13 protein-coding genes and 1 tRNA gene are annotated in these 16001 nt (G+C 74.9%); 10 read left to right on the top strand and 4 right to left on the bottom strand.

The genetic code is table 11. The features are described from left to right. Nucleotides 1-77 precede the first annotated feature (77 nt). Together LJ221_RS10590 and LJ221_RS10585 are read right to left on the bottom strand one after the other, a co-directional pair. Nucleotides 78-164, bottom strand: a tRNA-Ser gene (locus LJ221_RS10590). 53 nt (nucleotides 165-217) lie between these two features. Continuing rightward, the gene (locus LJ221_RS10585; RefSeq protein ID WP_241715687.1) at nucleotides 218-1903 is read right to left on the bottom strand and encodes a trypsin-like peptidase domain-containing protein; all 1686 of its coding nucleotides are present in this window, start codon (nucleotides 1901-1903) and stop codon (nucleotides 218-220) included. A gap of 168 nt (nucleotides 1904-2071) precedes the next feature. Here LJ221_RS10585 and LJ221_RS10580 point away from each other — a divergent pair, with 168 nt between their 5' ends. From LJ221_RS10580 to LJ221_RS10570, 3 genes are all read left to right on the top strand, one after another. Then, a complete protein-coding gene (locus LJ221_RS10580) occupies nucleotides 2072-2899 on the top strand; it encodes a glycerophosphodiester phosphodiesterase family protein (protein ID WP_241715686.1) in 828 nt (275 codons plus the stop codon). 264 nt (nucleotides 2900-3163) lie between these two features. Continuing rightward, the gene (locus tag LJ221_RS10575) at nucleotides 3164-3625 is read left to right on the top strand and encodes an ATP-binding protein (RefSeq protein ID WP_374228422.1); all 462 of its coding nucleotides are present in this window, start codon (nucleotides 3164-3166) and stop codon (nucleotides 3623-3625) included. Nucleotides 3626-3728: 103 nt separating this feature from the next. Then, complete coding sequence (locus LJ221_RS10570; RefSeq protein WP_241715684.1) at nucleotides 3729-4697, top strand: DUF5926 family protein; 969 nt, start codon at nucleotides 3729-3731, stop codon at nucleotides 4695-4697. Nucleotides 4698-5162: 465 nt separating this feature from the next. Here LJ221_RS10570 and LJ221_RS10565 read toward each other — a convergent pair whose 3' ends face one another. Beyond that, the gene (locus LJ221_RS10565) at nucleotides 5163-5873 is read right to left on the bottom strand and encodes a bifunctional DNA primase/polymerase (RefSeq protein WP_241715682.1); all 711 of its coding nucleotides are present in this window, start codon (nucleotides 5871-5873) and stop codon (nucleotides 5163-5165) included. 672 nt (nucleotides 5874-6545) lie between these two features. Between LJ221_RS10565 and LJ221_RS10560 the strand changes: the two genes are divergently transcribed. Together LJ221_RS10560 and LJ221_RS10555 are read left to right on the top strand one after the other, a co-directional pair. Continuing rightward, complete coding sequence (locus tag LJ221_RS10560; RefSeq protein ID WP_241715680.1) at nucleotides 6546-8114, top strand: PP2C family protein-serine/threonine phosphatase; 1569 nt, start codon at nucleotides 6546-6548, stop codon at nucleotides 8112-8114. A gap of 136 nt (nucleotides 8115-8250) precedes the next feature. Further along, nucleotides 8251-9726, top strand: coding sequence for an aminopeptidase P family protein (locus LJ221_RS10555; protein ID WP_241715678.1), 1476 nt, complete (start codon nucleotides 8251-8253; stop codon nucleotides 9724-9726). A 124-nt stretch (nucleotides 9727-9850) separates the two neighbouring features. Here the strand turns inward: LJ221_RS10555 and LJ221_RS10550 are convergent, their stop codons facing one another. Continuing rightward, a complete protein-coding gene (locus LJ221_RS10550; RefSeq protein ID WP_241715676.1) occupies nucleotides 9851-10462 on the bottom strand; it encodes an ATP-binding protein in 612 nt (203 codons plus the stop codon). A gap of 215 nt (nucleotides 10463-10677) precedes the next feature. Here LJ221_RS10550 and LJ221_RS10545 point away from each other — a divergent pair, with 215 nt between their 5' ends. From LJ221_RS10545 to LJ221_RS10525, 5 genes are all read left to right on the top strand, one after another. After that, the gene (locus LJ221_RS10545) at nucleotides 10678-11541 is read left to right on the top strand and encodes a hypothetical protein (RefSeq protein ID WP_241715675.1); all 864 of its coding nucleotides are present in this window, start codon (nucleotides 10678-10680) and stop codon (nucleotides 11539-11541) included. 158 nt (nucleotides 11542-11699) lie between these two features. Then, nucleotides 11700-12494, top strand: coding sequence for a YcnI family protein (locus tag LJ221_RS10540; RefSeq protein ID WP_241715672.1), 795 nt, complete (start codon nucleotides 11700-11702; stop codon nucleotides 12492-12494). A gap of 98 nt (nucleotides 12495-12592) precedes the next feature. After that, the gene (locus tag LJ221_RS10535) at nucleotides 12593-13288 is read left to right on the top strand and encodes an SCO family protein (RefSeq protein WP_241715670.1); all 696 of its coding nucleotides are present in this window, start codon (nucleotides 12593-12595) and stop codon (nucleotides 13286-13288) included. Further along, a complete protein-coding gene (locus LJ221_RS10530) occupies nucleotides 13285-13782 on the top strand; it encodes a copper chaperone PCu(A)C (protein ID WP_374228421.1) in 498 nt (165 codons plus the stop codon). The genes LJ221_RS10535 and LJ221_RS10530 overlap by 4 nt, the downstream gene beginning before the upstream one ends. A gap of 16 nt (nucleotides 13783-13798) precedes the next feature. Further along, nucleotides 13799-15823: a copper resistance protein CopC gene (locus LJ221_RS10525; RefSeq protein WP_241715669.1), complete on the top strand. Its 2025-nt coding sequence runs from the start codon at nucleotides 13799-13801 to the stop codon at nucleotides 15821-15823. The last annotated feature ends 178 nt before the right edge of the window (nucleotides 15824-16001 follow it).

Raw genomic sequence — 16001 nt, 5'->3', positions numbered from 1 at the left:
CTGCCGCCGGCCACTGACAGTCGCGGGACGCCGACGGCCCCCGACCGGGTGGGCTGGTCGGGGGCCGCTGTGAGGTGCGGAGGCTGTGGGATTTGAACCCACGGTGGTGTCGCCACCACGACGGTTTTCAAGACCGTTCCCTTAGGCCGCTCGGGCAAGCCTCCCCACGCCGCGCCGCGCCGTGCGGTGCGGCGTGGGGGACAGCCTAGCCGGTTCGTCAGTCGCCCTCGCGGGAACCCAGGGTCAGTTCGGCCTTGTTCTGCTCGCCGCCCCGCATGTAGGTGACCGAGATCCTCTCGCCGGGCTCGTGGGACCAGATCTCGCTGATCAGGGTGGGGCCGCTGTCGATCGGGACGCCGTCGAGCCTGGTGATCACGTCGCCCGGTTTCAGGCCCGCCTGGTCGGCCGGGCCGCCCGGGGTGACGGGCTCGCTGCCGTCGTCGGTGTTCTCGATGATGCGGGCGCCGTTGCCCTGGGCGCGCAGATCGACCTGGACGCCGATGACCGGGTAGACGGGCTCGCCGGTCTCGATCAGGGCCTTGCCCACGCGCTGGGCCTGGTTGATCGGGATGGCGAAGCCGAGTCCGATGCTGCCGGGTGAGCCCTGGCCGAGGCCGCCGCCGGCCGACTGGATGGCGGAGTTGATGCCGATCACCGCGCCCTTGGCGTTGAGCAGGGGGCCGCCGGAGTTGCCGGGGTTGATGGAGGCGTCGGTCTGGAGGGCGCTCATGTAGGAGGCCGCGGAGCCCTGGCCGTCGCTGGAGGCGACGGGGCGGTTCTTGGCGCTGATGATGCCGGTGGTGACCGTGCCGGACAGGCCGTACGGGGCGCCGATGGCGATGGTGGCGTCGCCGACCTGGACCCTGTCGGAGTTGCCGAGCGGCAGCGGGGTGAGCTCGGCGTCGCCGGCGTTCCTCAGTTTGATGACCGCCACGTCGTAGCCCTGGGCCAGGCCGACGACCTCGGCGTCGTACTCGCGGCCGTCGGAGAAGGTGGCGGTCAGCTCGCCGCCGTCGGCCGCGCTGGCCACCACGTGGTTGTTGGTCATGATGTGGCCCTGCTGGTCGTAGACGAAGCCGGTGCCGGTGCCGCTCTCGCCGCCGCCCTCGGCCTGGATCGTCACGACGCTGGGCAGGGCCTTGGCCGCGATGCCGGCGACGGAGTCGGGGGCGCGGTCGACCTGTTCGAGGCTGTCGCCGGCGGAGATGGTCGTCGAGCCGCGGTCGGTGCGGTCGGCGGCCCAGAAGCCGACACCCGTGCCGACGCCGCCCGCGAGGAGGGACGCCGCCGCGACGGCGGCGATCAGGGCGCCGAAGCGGCGCTTCTTCTTCCGGCCCTCCGGGGCCGGCGGGGAGGCGAGCGGCGCGCCCCAGGGGGAGGCCGGGCCGCCGCCGGGGGCGCCGGGGGCTCCCGGGGCGGGCGGCGGGGTGCCGTAGCCGTCGTAGCCTCCGCCCGGCGCGCCCCACTGCCCGGCGGAGGGGTGAGGGGCGGGGGAGGCGTACGCGGCGGGGGGCTGCCGCGCGGCGGAGGGGTCCTGCTGGGGGTGGTGGCCCTGCGGGTACGGCGGTGGCTGCGGAGCCGGGTGGCCCTGCGCGTGGCTCTGGGGTGCGGGACCGGTGGCGGCCCCCTGCTCGGCGGGGGACGCGGGCCGGGCGGGGGGCTGGGACGACGGCTCGGGGTCCTCCGGGTCGATCTTCCGCAGCAGGGTCGTCGGCTCGTCCCTCGGCGCCGCCTCCGGGGCGGGAGCGGGCGCGGGGGCCTGGAGGTCGTAGTCCTCCGGCGGGCTGTCGGTCGGTGTCCTGGGCGCGGCGGCGTCGTTCGCGGCGGACCGGTCGGCCGGCGGGTGCGGCACGGGGGCGTCGGCCGCGTGCTCGCCGGCGGCGCCCTCGTTCTCGGTGCTCACAGCTCTCTCCTCAGGTACACGACAGTCGTACGTCTCCCCCCGGGGGGACGTAGGTGTTCAGGTGTATGGCGTCAAGCTTCTCCCACCGCACGTCGGACCGGCGTAAGCGCACCCGTACGGACGGGCGCCCGGGCCGCCGCGCGCGGGGCGGGGTGGCACCATAACGCGGTGAGCCCTGACCAGCCCCAGGGGCTGCCCGGACACCGGCGCCCCATCTCCGTCGTCGCCCACCGAGGAGCCTCCGAGGACGCCCCGGAGCACACCCTGGCCGCGTACCGCAGGGCCGTCGAGGACGGTGCCGACGCGCTGGAGTGCGATGTGCGGCTCACCGCCGACAAGCACCTGGTGTGCGTCCACGACCGCCGCGTCAACCGTACCTCCAACGGCCGCGGCGCCGTCTCCGCGCTGGAGCTGGCCGAGCTGGCCGAGCTGGACTTCGGCTCCTGGAAGGGGCGGCTGGACGACGAGGAGTCGCCCGAGACCGAGAGCCGCGAGCACACCTCCGTCCTGACCCTGGAGCGGCTGCTGCGCCTGGTGGAGGAGCAGGCCTCCGCGGGGCGCCGGGTGGAGCTGGCTGTCGAGACCAAGCACCCCAGCCGCTGGGCCGGTCAGGTGGAGGAGGAACTGCTGCGGGTGCTGGCCCGCCACGATCCGGCCATCCCCGTGCGCGTGATGAGCTTCTCGGCGCGCTCCCTGCACCGGATACGGGCCGCGGCTCCGTGGATCCCCACCGTCTACCTGATGCGGTTCCTGCTGCCGCGCCACCGCGACGGGAGGCTGCCGCCGGGCGTGGGGATCGCCGGGCCGGGCATCCGGATCCTGCGCAACCACCCCGAGTACGTGGCGTGGGCGCACCGCGAGGGCCACCGGGTGCACGTGTGGACGGTGGACGATCCGGCCGACGTGGAGCTGTGCGCGCTGCTCGGCGTGGACGCCGTCATAACCAACCGGCCACGGCGCGTACTGGCCCAGCTGGACGAGATGTTCCGGGAGTGAGGAGAAACCGGGCCAGGACCCCGGGCGAGGCGGCCCGCGCACTACGGCGCATTCGGATCCGCCGGTGGTGAACGGGCGGTGAGGACTGCGTCACGGTAGCGGGTCGGGCGGTTTCCGCCGTCGGACGAAAGGGCATTCATCACGTGGCGTGGGGCGAAAAAGGAGGTCTCGGGGGTGGCGGTGGTGGTTGCACAGGAGGCGCCGACGTCGTCGACGATGGCCGTACCCCACGGTCCTGCGGGGGTGGGTGCGGCGAGGCGCCGGATGCGCGAGGAGCTCCTGGGCTCCGGTACGCCCGAAGCCGTCGTGGACGACGCGGTTCTCATTCTTTCCGAACTTCTCAGCAACGCGTACCGGCACGCCAGACCGATCGGTGTGAGTGACTGCGTACGCGCGGCCTGGGGCCGTACCTCCGACGGCGGGGTGAGCGTCTCCGTCACCGACGGCGGGGGCCCCACCAGACCGCGGCCGTCCAATCCGTCGGTGACGGCGCGGGGCGGCAGGGGGCTGTCGATCATCACCTCGCTCGCCCGCGACTGGGGCGTGCGCGACGACCGCGGCGGTCGTGGCCGCGGGCACGGCCACGGCCACGGGCACGGGCACGGGCACGGGCACGGGCACGGCGGAGTGACGGTATGGGCGGTGGTGGCGCCGTCGAAGGAGGACGCGTTCGCCTCCTCGATGCGCTTCGGCCTGTCGGGGCTGGAGGGTCTGGAGGACCTCTGAGGTAGTCGTTCCGGGTGGTCTCCTCCGCGTACGCGTGCCGCCTCGGCGCCAAGGGCTAGGCTCGCGCCGACAATGTCCCTGACGACCGGGAGATCCGCACGCCATGGCCAAGAAGCGCCGACCCCAGACCAAGGCCGCCAAGCCGCGGCTCGCCGACGGTGAGATCCCCGTCGTCGGCGCCCGCGAACCCTGCCCCTGCGGATCCGGCCGCCGCTACAAGGCCTGCCACGGGCGCGCCGCCGCGCAGGCGGTGACCGAGCTGGTGCGCCGCCCGTTCGAGGGCCTGCCCGGGGAGTGCGACTGGGTGGCGCTGCGCGAGCTGGTGCCCGCCGCGACGGTGCCGCTGAGGCTGAGGGAGGAGCTGCCCGGGGACGTCCCCTCGGTGACGCTGGCCACCGTCCTGCCGATGGCCTGGCCCGCACTGCGCCGTGACAACGGGGCCGTGCTGCTGGGCGTCCAGAACGACACCCCCTCCGGCGACCTCAGCCGTGATCTGGCCGATGTGCTGCGGCGGGCCCTGACAGCGGAGCCGGGCAGCCCGGTGACCGCCGAGCGCATCCCCGCCGGCGCCCCGCGTCTGCAGGACCTGCTGGACCTCGACGCGCCCTTCGAGCCGGAGGTGCACAGCGGCTTCGAGTTCTGGGTGGAAGACGCCGGGAACCAGGGTCCGGAGGTCGCCGCCTCACTGGAGCGCGCCAACTCCGCCGCCCTGCCGACCGCCCGGCTGGAGGGGGTGGAGGCCGCGTACTGGTGCGAGGCCCCGGAGAAGAACCACCTGCGCTGGGTCATGCCGCACCCGGAGGAGCGGCTGCTGGACGCACTCGCCCGGCTGCACGCGGCAGGGGCCTCCTCGCTGGGCGAGGACACGCGGCTGGTCGGCTCCTTCCGGGCGCACGGTCTGATGGTCCCGGTGTGGGACCTGCCGGGCACGATGGGCGCGCAGGAGTGCGAGAAGCCTGCGGCGGCCTTCGCGGAGCGGCTCGCCGGGGCGCTGGAGGCCACCGACCCGCTCACCGCGGAGGAGCGCCGGGCGCGCAGTGGATTCACAAATCGCCAGATCACTCTCAACTGACAGACGAATTCCGGCTGACGAGAGAAGAAAAGGGCAAGTGATTCCCGTCACAGCGGACTGTACTCGCAGGTAGACAGGCGGCTGGAAGACATCGGTGGAATTTGCGAACGGGCCATTACTTGTTACGGTTCTTACAGCCCGGTCGCTGGTGCATCCCCCGTCGCCAGCGACCGGGTTTTTCATGTCCGCACTTCCCGCATATGGGTTCCGCGGACGCGGACGGCGGCTCAACTCGCCGATTTTCGCTGGGTTTCGGCTTCCCCGTTCCCACTGCCGGAACGCGGCAGCGGTCCTTGCCCATCCGGTGCCCGGGCCTCCCGTCACCGCCGTTCGCGGAAATCCCCTTCACGCGCTTCACGCGCTTCACGCGCCGGCGCGGGGACGGCCCCGGCGGCCAGCGCGGCCGTCCCCCGACACGGAAGCCGACGGCACACCGGCCACCCGCGCGAGTGAGCGGCCGGCCGGTCAGTACGCCAGCCGGCTGCCCGTGTCGGGGACGGCCGCGCTCGCCCGCACCAGTACGTCCACCAGCGGCTCCATCCTCGGCAGCCACGGCACACCGCCCCCGCGCAGGGTGCCGCGGGCTCCGATGCCCAGCGCGGCCGGCGGCCGCTCCCAGCGCAGCTGCCCCGCACCGGTGCGCGACGGCGGCAGGGCCACGTAGCCGCCCTCGCCGTGGAACCGCAGCGAGCTGGGCACCCAGTCCTGGGCGTGGAGCAGCTCGCCCAGCTCCTCCAGGTCGTACGGCGCCACAAGCAGCGTGCAGCGGGTCGGGCTCGCGATCACCGGGCCGGTGCGCAGCCCGAGCTGGTCGAACTCCTCCAGCGCCCGGGCCCCCGCGGCGGCCGGAAGGCTCAGCGCGCAGGGGGCGCGGCCGCCGGTGGCCAGCAGGACCGGCGCGTCGGGGCGGTTGGTCCACCACCAGCGCGCCATGCGCTCGTCGGTGGTGGCCGCCGGCAGTTCGGGGTCGAAGGGGTGGGCGCCGGGCACCACGCAGTCGGGCCGGGGGCAGGAGCAGCGCCCCCGGGGCTGCCCCGACTGGCGTGCGGCCAGGCGCCTGGGCTCCCGCGGCGCCACACCGGGCAGCACGGGCCACCCCCACCGTGTCGCGCAGACGAGCGCCGCGTCGCGCAGCGCCCAGCGGGTCATGCGTCGCCTTCCGAGGATCTCGCGCATCAGCGCTCGTTCCTTTCCGTAACGCCATGGATCGACAAATACGTCGACAAGCACACTGACAAGGACTCAGCAGGACCAGAAGACCGATCACGGTCCTCCGGTACTCAAACCTGTTACACCTGTGGATCTCGTGTGACCGCGCCTGGCCCTCCGGGCAGTGCGTCACCGTGCTGTTCCCGCGGCCGTGGCCGGGGTATTAGTGAACCGGGCACGGAACACGGCGTGGCGGCGCATTCCGGGCGCCGCTCGTGCTCACCCCTGCCGCCGTACCGCCCGATGGTCCTCTGCCTGCCGTGCTCCGACCCCTCGGCGCGACGAGGACGCGCCTCGCTCCCACCGCGTGGGACGCACGGGCCCGTTGCCGGGTTCCGCCGGAACCCGGGCGCCGCCCACCCGCCCGGTCCCTCGTGCCGCAGGGGAGCGTGTACCCACCTCAAGCGTGATGACGCGCTGCCGTACCGAGGGCCAGTCGACCGCGCACCATCTGGCACAGGATACGTTTTCGGCCAAGCTCGTGACCACCCCCGCGATGCCTCCGGATGTTTCCGGAGCGCCGGGCGGACCCGGCTCCGGAACCGGTCGGCGGGGACATCCGCGGCCTGCCGGGGCGATACTGGACACCCCTTATCAGGGCGTGTACACCTGAATACATTGATAGCGGAGCAGCACGACATGGGGGTTTGCGATGCTATTGACGACGCCGGCCCGCACCGGGGGCAACCGCCCATGAGCGCCCAGCAGTCGCCGAAACTGGCCGGAATCGAATCTTCTTCGCCCTTTCCCCAGCACACTGTTCCGCCCGCGGCGGCCGCGCCCCACCGGCAGCCCGCCCCCTCCCCCCGGCACCCGGCCGCCGACGAACCGGACCTCGCACGGCCCGTCGAGCGACTCGCGGCCGTCCAGGACCGCCTCGCCGGCTGGATCTCCGACCTCACCACACTCCACGACCTCACCGAGCGCCTGGTGCGCACCGACACCCTGGAGAGCGCGGTGCACGAGGCGCTGCGCGCCGGAGCCGCCCTGGTGGGCGCCCGGCGCGGGCTGATCGCGCTGGAGCCGGCCGACGGGCTCGGTCCCGACACCACCGTCGGACTCGGCCTGGGAGCGGCGGATCTCGGCCACATCGAGACCCTCCCGCGCGACCCGGCCTCCCACGCGCGCCTCCTCGGCGGGCTTCCCGACGCCGGCGCCGAAGCCGGGGGCGGTGCGGGAGGGACGGGCCCCGACGGCCTCCCGGAGATCACCCACCCCCACATCGCCCGGGACGAGGACCTCGACCCGCGCCACCGCGAGGTCGCCGCCCGCCTCGGCTACGCCGCCAGCCACGCCGTCCCGCTGAGCGCGCGGAACACCGGGCGGCTGGGCGCCGCCGTCTGGCTGTACGACGAGCCCGCGCGGCCCACCGGGCGCCAGCGCCATCTGCTCGGCCTGTACGTACGGCACGCCGCCGAGCACATCGCCCGCCAGGTGGACCTCGCCCGCACCCGCTCCGCCGTGGCCGCCGTGCGCGAGGGACTGCTGCCCGCCCGGCTGCCGCGGGTGCCCGGGGTACGGCTGGCGGTGCGGCACTCCACCGGCCCGCGCGGCGGCGGCGACTGGTACGACGTACTGCCGCTGCCCGGAGGGGCGCTGGGGCTGTGCGTGGGCGGGGTCACCGGATCCGGCCCGGACACGGTGGCCGCCATGGGGCGGCTGCGGGCCTCGATGCGGGCCTACGCGGTGATGGAGGGCGAGGACCCGGTCGCGGTCCTGTCCGACCTGGAGCTGCTGCTGCGGCTGACCGAGCCGGCCCGGTCGGCGACCGCGCTGTTCGGGTACGCCGAGCGCTGCCCGTCCGCCGTGGGCGGTCCGCGGGCGGGCGCCAGGGTCGTGCTGGCCGGAGCCGGGCACTGCCCCCCTCTGATCGTCGGACCGGAGCGCACCGAGGCCGTCGAGACCGCGCTCTCCGCCCCGCTGGGCATGCTCGCCTGCTGGGAGGCGCCCGGCGTCGAGGTGGACCTGGCCCCCGGGGAAACGCTCCTGCTCTACAGCGACGGGCTGCTGCACCGCACCGGCGAGCCGCCGGATCGCGCCTTCGGACGGCTCCGGGCCGCGGCCGTCGCCGCCGTCCCGGCCGTACGCGCCGACCCCGACGCGCTGCTGGACCATCTACTGCGCTCGGTGCCGCCCGTCGAACGGGACGGTGCGGGACGCGCCGCCGGGGACCGCGAGGACGTCGTGCTGCTGGCCGCCCGCTTCTGAGCACCACCTCCGGATCCCGGCCGCGCTCTCCTTCCACGGCCTCCGTCCACAGGCCCCGGCCGCCCCGGGCCGGCCGGACCTACGATGGGAGTCGGCCCGCACCCGGCCCACACCACCAGCAGGAGGAGGCAGCGACGTGGCTGACCAGCAGACACCGGAAACCCCGGAGGAGCAGGGCGAACCCACCTCGGAGGAGCCGGTCAAGCAGCGGAAGAACGGCCTGTACCCGGGCGTCTCCGACGAGCTCGCCGAGAACATGAGGTCCGGCTGGGCGGACACCGAGCTGCGCGACCTCGACCCCGTCCCGCAGGTCTCGCACACCGCCGAGCGGCGCGCCAGGCTCTCCGCCCGCTTCCCCGGCGAGCGCCTGGTGGTCCCCGCGGGCAACCTCAGGACCCGCTCGAACGACACCGAGTACCCCTTCCGCTCCTCCGTCGAGTACGCCTACCTCACCGGCAACCGGACCGAGGACGGCGTCCTGGTCATGGAGCCGAGGGCGGACGGCGGCCACGACGGCGTCCTGTACCTGCTGCCCCGCTCCGACCGCGGGAACGGCGAGTTCTGGCTGGACGGCCAGGGCGAGCTGTGGGTGGGCCGCCGCGACAGCCTCACCGAGGCCGAGAAGCTCTACGGCATGCCCTGCCGGGACGTACGCACCGTGGCCGACGTGCTGCGCGATGCCTCCGGCGACGTGCGCGTGGTGCGCGGCCACGACGCGGGCGTCGAGGCCGCGCTCGCCGACAAGACCACCGCCGAGCGCGACGAGGCTCTGAGGGTCTTCCTCTCCGAGGCGCGCCTGGTCAAGGACGACTTCGAGATCGGCGAGCTGCAGAAGGCCGTCGACTCCACCGTACGCGGCTTCGAGGACGTCGTCCGCGTGCTGGACAGGGCGCAGGCCACCTCCGAGCGCTACATCGAGGGCACCTTCTTCCTGCGCGCCCGTGTGGAGGGCAACGACGTCGGCTACGGCTCGATCTGCGCCTCCGGACCGCACGCGACCACCCTGCACTGGGTGCGCAACGACGGCCCCGTCCGCTCCGGCGATCTGCTGCTGCTGGACGCCGGCGTGGAGACCCACACCCTCTACACCGCCGACGTCACCCGCACCATGCCGGTCGACGGCCGCTTCACCGACCTCCAGCGGAAGATCTACGACGCCGTGTACGACGCGCAGGAGGCGGGCATAGCGGCGGTGAAGCCGGGCGCGAAGTACCTGGACTTCCACCACGCCGCGCAGCGCGTGCTGGCGGAGCGGCTGGTGGAGTGGGGTCTGGTGGAGGGCCCGGTCGAGCGAGTCCTGGAGCTGGGCCTCCAGCGCCGCTGGACGCTGCACGGCACCGGCCACATGCTCGGCATGGACGTCCACGACTGCGCCGCGGCGCGCCGCGAGGCGTACGCCGAGGGCACGCTGGAGCCGGGCATGTGCCTGACGGTGGAGCCGGGCCTGTACTTCCAGCCGGACGACCTGACGGTGCCCGAGGAGTACCGGGGCATCGGCGTGCGCATCGAGGACGACATCCTCGTCACCGAGGACGGCAACCGGAACCTCTCCGCCGCGCTGCCGCGCCGCTCGGACGAGGTCGAGGCCTGGATGGCGCGCCTGCGGGGCTGACATCCGGCGCCGTTCGGGGCGTCCGGAGCCGCCGCCGGGACGGCACGGGTGTGCCGACCCGGCGGGGTTCGGACCGGAGCCGGGGCCGGGGTCCGGCAGGCCGCGCACCGTGGCGGGCTGCCGCTCAGGACGCCCTCAGCAGCGAGTCCTCCCGCCACTTGAGGAGCTTGTCGAAGCAGACCATGGCGCCGTCCCCCGGACGGTTGCGGAAGTCGACGTGGTCGGCGAGGGCCTCGATCAGGAACAGACCCCGGCCGTGCTCGTCGGTGTGGACCCCGTCGCGCGCCTCCTCGCGGAAACCGTCGCGGGCCGGACCCGCGCTTCTGGCGAACAGGGGCCCGAAGGCGGTCGCAGTGCCGAGGTCCGCCGTGCTGTTCGTACCGACGGCACCGGCGGTCGTGTCGGCTGCCGCACCGGCAGCCGTGTCGGCGGTGGCGGCGCGGGGCGCGCTGCGGTACCCGTCCACGAAGCCCGGCCCGTGATCGGTTACCTCGATGCGGCACATGTCGTCATCGATGTACGCCGTCACGTGGTACTCCCCCGCGCCCGCCGGCCCCGGCCCTCCGGGGCCGCCGTGCTCGACCGCGTTCGCGCAGGCCTCCGAGAGCGCGATCGACAGGTCGTAGGAGACATCGGGATCGACCCCCGCCGTCTCCATGGCCCCGAGCAGGAGCCGCCGGGCGAGCGGGACGCTCGCAGCCTCACGCCGCAAGTGGAGAGACCACCAGATGCTCATGCTCAGCCTCCTGGCTGCGGCTCGACATACGCATACGTATTGCCCGGGGCGGCGGCGGTAAGCACGGCGGCGGCGCGCTACCCCCCGATCGGCGGATCCGAAGAGTTCCGCAATGTACGGAAAATGTACGAGGTGATCCCCTCGTCCGGCTGTCAACCGCGTCGGGAGGGTGCCCCGTGTCGCGGCCGAAGGGGTGATGAGATGATGGCCCGGCCATGAGAGCCCCCGTCGCGCGCGCCGCCGCCGACCTGCGACTGCTGCGGGCCGCGGTGTTCGCCGCGGTCTGCGTCACGCTGTCCGCGGCCGGTCACGTGTCCGCCGCCGGGCAGCCCCTGTCGGTGTGGGTGCTCCTGGCCGGCTTCGTGGCCGTGCTCGCCACCGCCGTGCCGCTGGCCGGACGCGAGCGCTCGCTGCCGGGCATCGCGGCACTGCTGGCCCTGGGCCAGACCGCCTTGCACGTCCTCTTCTCCTGCGGCCAGACCGGGCACGCCGCCTCGGCCGGGCCGACTCCGGCCACCCCGGACCGGAGCGACGGCGGAGTGCTCGCGCTCGCCGGGCGACTGCTGTGCAACGACCGGGCCGCCGCCGCCCTGAGCGAGGCCGAGGCACGCCGCATCGTCGCCGACGCCGGGCTCCCCGGCGGCCACACCGCCGCGGGGCCCACCGCCGCGGGCACCGCCGACACGGTGGTCGGCAGCGCCGCCGACTACCTGCGGTACGCCGTGCACTCCGCCCTGTCGCTGCTCTCCGGCCCCATGCTGCTCGGCCACCTGCTGGCCGCGCTCGCCACGGGCTGGCTGCTGCGCCGCGGCGACGCCGCGCTGTGGCGGCTGGTGAGGCTGTCGGCCCACTTCGCCGACAGGCTCGGCGGCGGGCCGCTCGTACGGGCCCTGCGCAGCGCAGCGCGCTGCGTGCGCGCCCTGCTGCGCGGGCTGCTGCCCGAGGACGCCGTGCCGGTACGCGCCCCGCGCGCGGACGCGTACGGCGGTCCGGTGCCGCCCGCCTCCCTGCTGCCGTCGCACTCGGTGGTCAGGCGCGGGCCGCCCGCCGCGGGGCGGAATCTCGTCCTCGCGGCCTGAAGCGCACACTCCTCCCGCTCTCCCGGGCACGGGTGGGGTGCGCGTACCGCCGCGCACCCATGCCCCCGCTCGTCCGGCAGGGAGGCGTACGCCTCCCCGACCCCAGCGCGGTCGCGGCCGGAGAGCGCCCCCATGCCCCATGAGGAGTGTCCTTCAGCATGCAGCAGTCCCAGACACCGTCCGCCCTGCCGTCCGCCCGCCGCCTCGCCGCGGCCGGGGCCGTCGCGGCCGTTCTCGCCCTCGCCGCCGCCGGCCCGGCCGCCGCCCACATCACCGTCAACCCGGGCGAGGCCGAGCGGGGCGGCTACACGACGATCGACGTCAAGGTCCCCAACGAGCGGGACAACGCCTCCACCGTCAAGGTGGAGGTCACCTTCCCCGCCGAGCACCCGCTCGCCTCGGTGATGCCCCAGCCGGTGCCGGGCTGGAAGGTGGAGGTGACGAAGACCGAACCGGCCGAGCCCGTGGAGGCACACGGCCGGAAGCTGACCGAGGTCCCCTCCAAGATCACCTGGACGGAGACCGGCGGCGGCATCGAGCCGGGCACCTTCCAGCAGTTCCCCGTCTCCGTCGGGAGGCTCCCCGAGGACGCGGACCGGCTCGTCCTCAAGGCCGTCCAGACATACAGCAACGACGAGGTCGTGCGCTGGATCGAGGAACCGCCCGCCGGGGGAGAGGGAGGCGAGGAGCCGGAGCACCCGGCCCCCGTGCTGAACCTCGTCCCGCCCGCCGAGGGCGGAGGCGGTCACGGCGGTGACAGCGGCGACGCGGGCGCCGGCGACGAGCCCGGCACCGACCGGGCCGCCGCCGAGACGACCGCCCGGAACGAGGCCGACGGTACGGCGGACTCCTCCGACACCACCGCCCGTGTCCTCGCCGTCACCGGCATCGCCGTCGGAGCCGTCGGCGTCGCCTTCGGCGTCCTGGCCGGACGCCGCCGCAACGCCTCCTGATGTCCGGCCGCACCCGGAGGGGCCCGCCCGCACCGGCGGCCCCTCCGGGCCCGCGGCGCGACCCACCGCAAGCACCACCGCGAGGAAGAAAGAACCCCATGCAACGCACTCCGCGCCACCACCCCCGGCGCACCCGCCGGGCCCTCGCCCTCGCCCTGGCCGCCGCGCTGCTCACCACGGGCACCGCCGCCTGCGGCGCCTCCGGCGACAGCGGCTCCGGCGACCCGGGCAGCGCAGCGGCCTCCGCGGAAGCGGACGCCGGTCCCAAGCAGGGCGTCGTCCTGGACAACCCCTTCGACAAGCCGGAGCTGGTCCTCACCGACACCGCCGGCGAGACCTACGACCTGGTCGAGGAGACCAGGGGCCACCCGACCCTGGTCTACTTCGGCTACACCCACTGTCCCGACGTGTGCCCCCTGACGATGAGCAACATCGCCGTCGCCAAGTCCGAGCTGCCCGAGGCCGACCAGAAGAAGCTGCGGGTCGTCTTCGTCACCTCCGACCCCGAGCGCGACACCCCCGAGTCGCTCGGTGAGTGGCTGCGCGCCCAGGACCCCGACTTCATCGGACTCACCGGTGACTTCGAGGAGATCCAGGCCGGCGCCCGCTCCCTGGGCATCGCTCTGGAGCCGCCGGTCGAGGACGAGAACGGCGACGTCGTCTCCTCCCACGGCACCCAGGTCCTGGCCTTCCTGCCCGAGGACGACCGGGCGCACGTCCTCTACACCGAGGACGTGCCCGTCGAGACCTACGAGAAGGACCTGCCCGCACTCGCCGAGGGGAAGCTGCCGTGAACCGCCCGAACCGCCGCCGTCCCGCCCGCCGGGCCCTCGGGTTCGCCCTGGCCGCCGCGCTGCTCACCACGGGCACCGCCGCCTGCGGCGCCTCCGGCGACCCGGAGCTGACCGTGGAGGGCGCCTACGTGCCCGAGCCGGTCACCGCGGACATGGCGGGCGGCTTCATGGTCGTCCACAACGACGGCGCCACCGCCGACCGGCTCGTCTCGGCCACCAGCGACATCTCCGACGACGTGCAGATCCACGAGGCCACCGGCGGGCGGATGCGGCGGGTGGACTCCCTGGACGTGCCCGCCGACGGCACGCTGGAGCTCAGCCGGGGCGGCAACCACCTGATGTTCATGGACCTGGAGCGCAAGCCCGCCGAGGGCGAGAAGGTCTCGGTGGAACTGCGCTTCGAGAAGTCCGACCCGATCACCGTCACGGTCCCGGTCGAGGCGGTCAACCACGTCCCCGACGTCTCCGGGCACGCCGAGCACTCCGGACAGTGAAGCAGGTACCCCCGTCATGACCACCACCGCTCCCCGCGCCCTGCCACGGCCGGCCGTACGGCCCGGCCCGCACGGGCTGTCCGGCCTGCTCGGTGTGCTCGGCCTGCTGACGGCGCTGCTGCTCGGCGGCGCCGCGCCGGCCGCCGCGCACGCCACGCTGACCGGCAGCGACCCGGCGCGGGGAGCGGTGGTGGAGCGAGCCCCCCGGCAGGTGACGCTCACCTTCTCCGAGAGCGTGTCCCTGGCGGACGACGCCATCCGCGTCCTCGCACCCGACGGCGGGCGCGTGGACACCGGCGAACCGCTGGACCTCTCCGCGGACGGGGAGGTACGCCACGGCACCGGGCTGCGCGAGGGGCTGCCCGAGGGCACCTACACCGTCGTCTGGAAGGCCGTCTCGGCCGACGGTCACCCCGTCTCCGGCGCCTTCACCTTCTCCGTCGGCGCCCCCTCGCAGACCTCCGCCGTCCTGCCGGACCAGGAGCCGGGCGGCGGCGCGGTCGGCGTGCTCCACGACATCGCCCGCTACGCCGCCTACACCGGGTTCGTCCTGCTCGTCGGCGGGACGGTCTTCGTCCTGGGCTGCCTGCCCGCCGCCGCCCGGGCGCGGGCGGTGCGGCGCCTGGTGGTGGCCGGCTGGGTCACGCTGACCGCCGCCACCGTCGCGGCACTGCTGCTGCGGGTTCCGTACACCGGCGCGGGCGGTCCGGGCGACATGCTCGACACGGACGCGCTCGGCACGGTGCTGGAGACCCGGACGGGTACGGCGCTGGTGTCCCGGCTGCTGCTGCTCGCGGTGGCGGCGCTGTTCGTGGCGCTGCTCTTCAGGTCGTACGCCCGGCGAAGCGGGGACGGGCCCGGCAGCGGGCGGGAGCCCGGGGACGGGCCCGGGGACGACGGCGGGGAGCAGGTCGTGCGCGACCGGCGGAGCCCGGTCTTCGGGGCCCTCGGGCTGTCGGCGGGCGGCGCGGTCACCGCCGTGGGACTCGCCGCCACCTGGGCCGCGGCCGAGCACGCCTCGACCGGCCCCCAGACCGCCGTGGCGGTGCCGGCCGACATCGCCCATCTGCTCGCCGTCGCCGTCTGGCTGGGCGGCCTGGCGGCGCTGCTCACCGCGCTGCGGTGGGGGCCCGCGGTGGGCGGGGACGCGGTGCGCCGCTTCTCCCGGGCCGCGCTCGGCTGCGTGGCCGTCCTCGCCGCCACCGGCCTGTACCAGTCCTGGCGGCAGGTCGGCGGCTGGGAGGCGCTGACCTCCACCTCGTACGGACGGCTGCTGCTGGTCAAGGTCGCACTGGTGGCGCTGCTGCTGTGGGCCGCCCGGTTCTCCCGCCGCCACACCACCCGGCTGGCGGGCTCGCCCGGGGAGCCCGTTCCCGAACCAGTGCCCGTCCCCGAGGCGGCGCCCGCCTTCATGCCAGGCCCGGACGTCACCCCCGAGCGCGCCACGCAGCTCGCCCGCCAGCGCGCCGCGGTCGAGGCCGCGCGCCGCAGACGGGAGCGCGACGCCGACCCGGCACGCGCCGGGCTGCGGCGCTCGGTGCTCGCCGAGACGGCCGTCGCGGCGGCCGTCCTCGCCGTGACGACCCTGCTCACCGCGGCCGAGCCCGCCCGTACCGCTGCGGCGTCCGATACGGCGTCCGGCACCGCCGCCGAACAGCGGCAGGGAGGGGGGAAGGGCGGGCCGGGCTCCGGGCGCCGCGGGCCGCTGGTCGTCACCGTCCCCTTCGACACCGGCGGCCCGGACGGCGCGGGCCGGGCCCAGCTCCTGCTGGAACCGGGCGGGAGCGGCGGAAACTCCCTCCTGGTGCGCACCACAGCCCCCGGCGGCGAACCCCTGGACGTGCCGGAGGTACGGGTCTCCTTCACCCTTCCCGCCCGGGAGATCGGCCCGCTGGCCGCCACCCTGGAGCGGACCGGGGAGGGCCGCTGGTCCGACTCCGGGCTCCAGCTCCCCCTGCCCGGCACCTGGGAGGCCGCCGTGACCGTGCGGACCTCCGACATCGACCAGGTGACCGAGCGCAGGACCTTCGAAATCGGCTGACCGGCGCCCGCCGCCACCCGTACCGCCCGGGAACCGGGCACCGAGCACCACCCGAGAACCGAGACTGGGCAGCGATGACACACCACACCGACACCGGAACCGACCCCCGCACCGGCCCCTCCCGCCGCCGCCTCCTCGGCGCCGCGGGCGCGGCCGGCGCCGCCGGGCTGGCGCTCGG

Source organism: Streptomyces sp. CNQ085 (assembly GCF_022614595.1).
In the GTDB taxonomy this organism is placed as follows: Bacteria; Actinomycetota; Actinomycetes; order Streptomycetales; family Streptomycetaceae; genus Streptomyces.
This window is presented reverse-complemented; position numbering and strand designations above follow the sequence as displayed.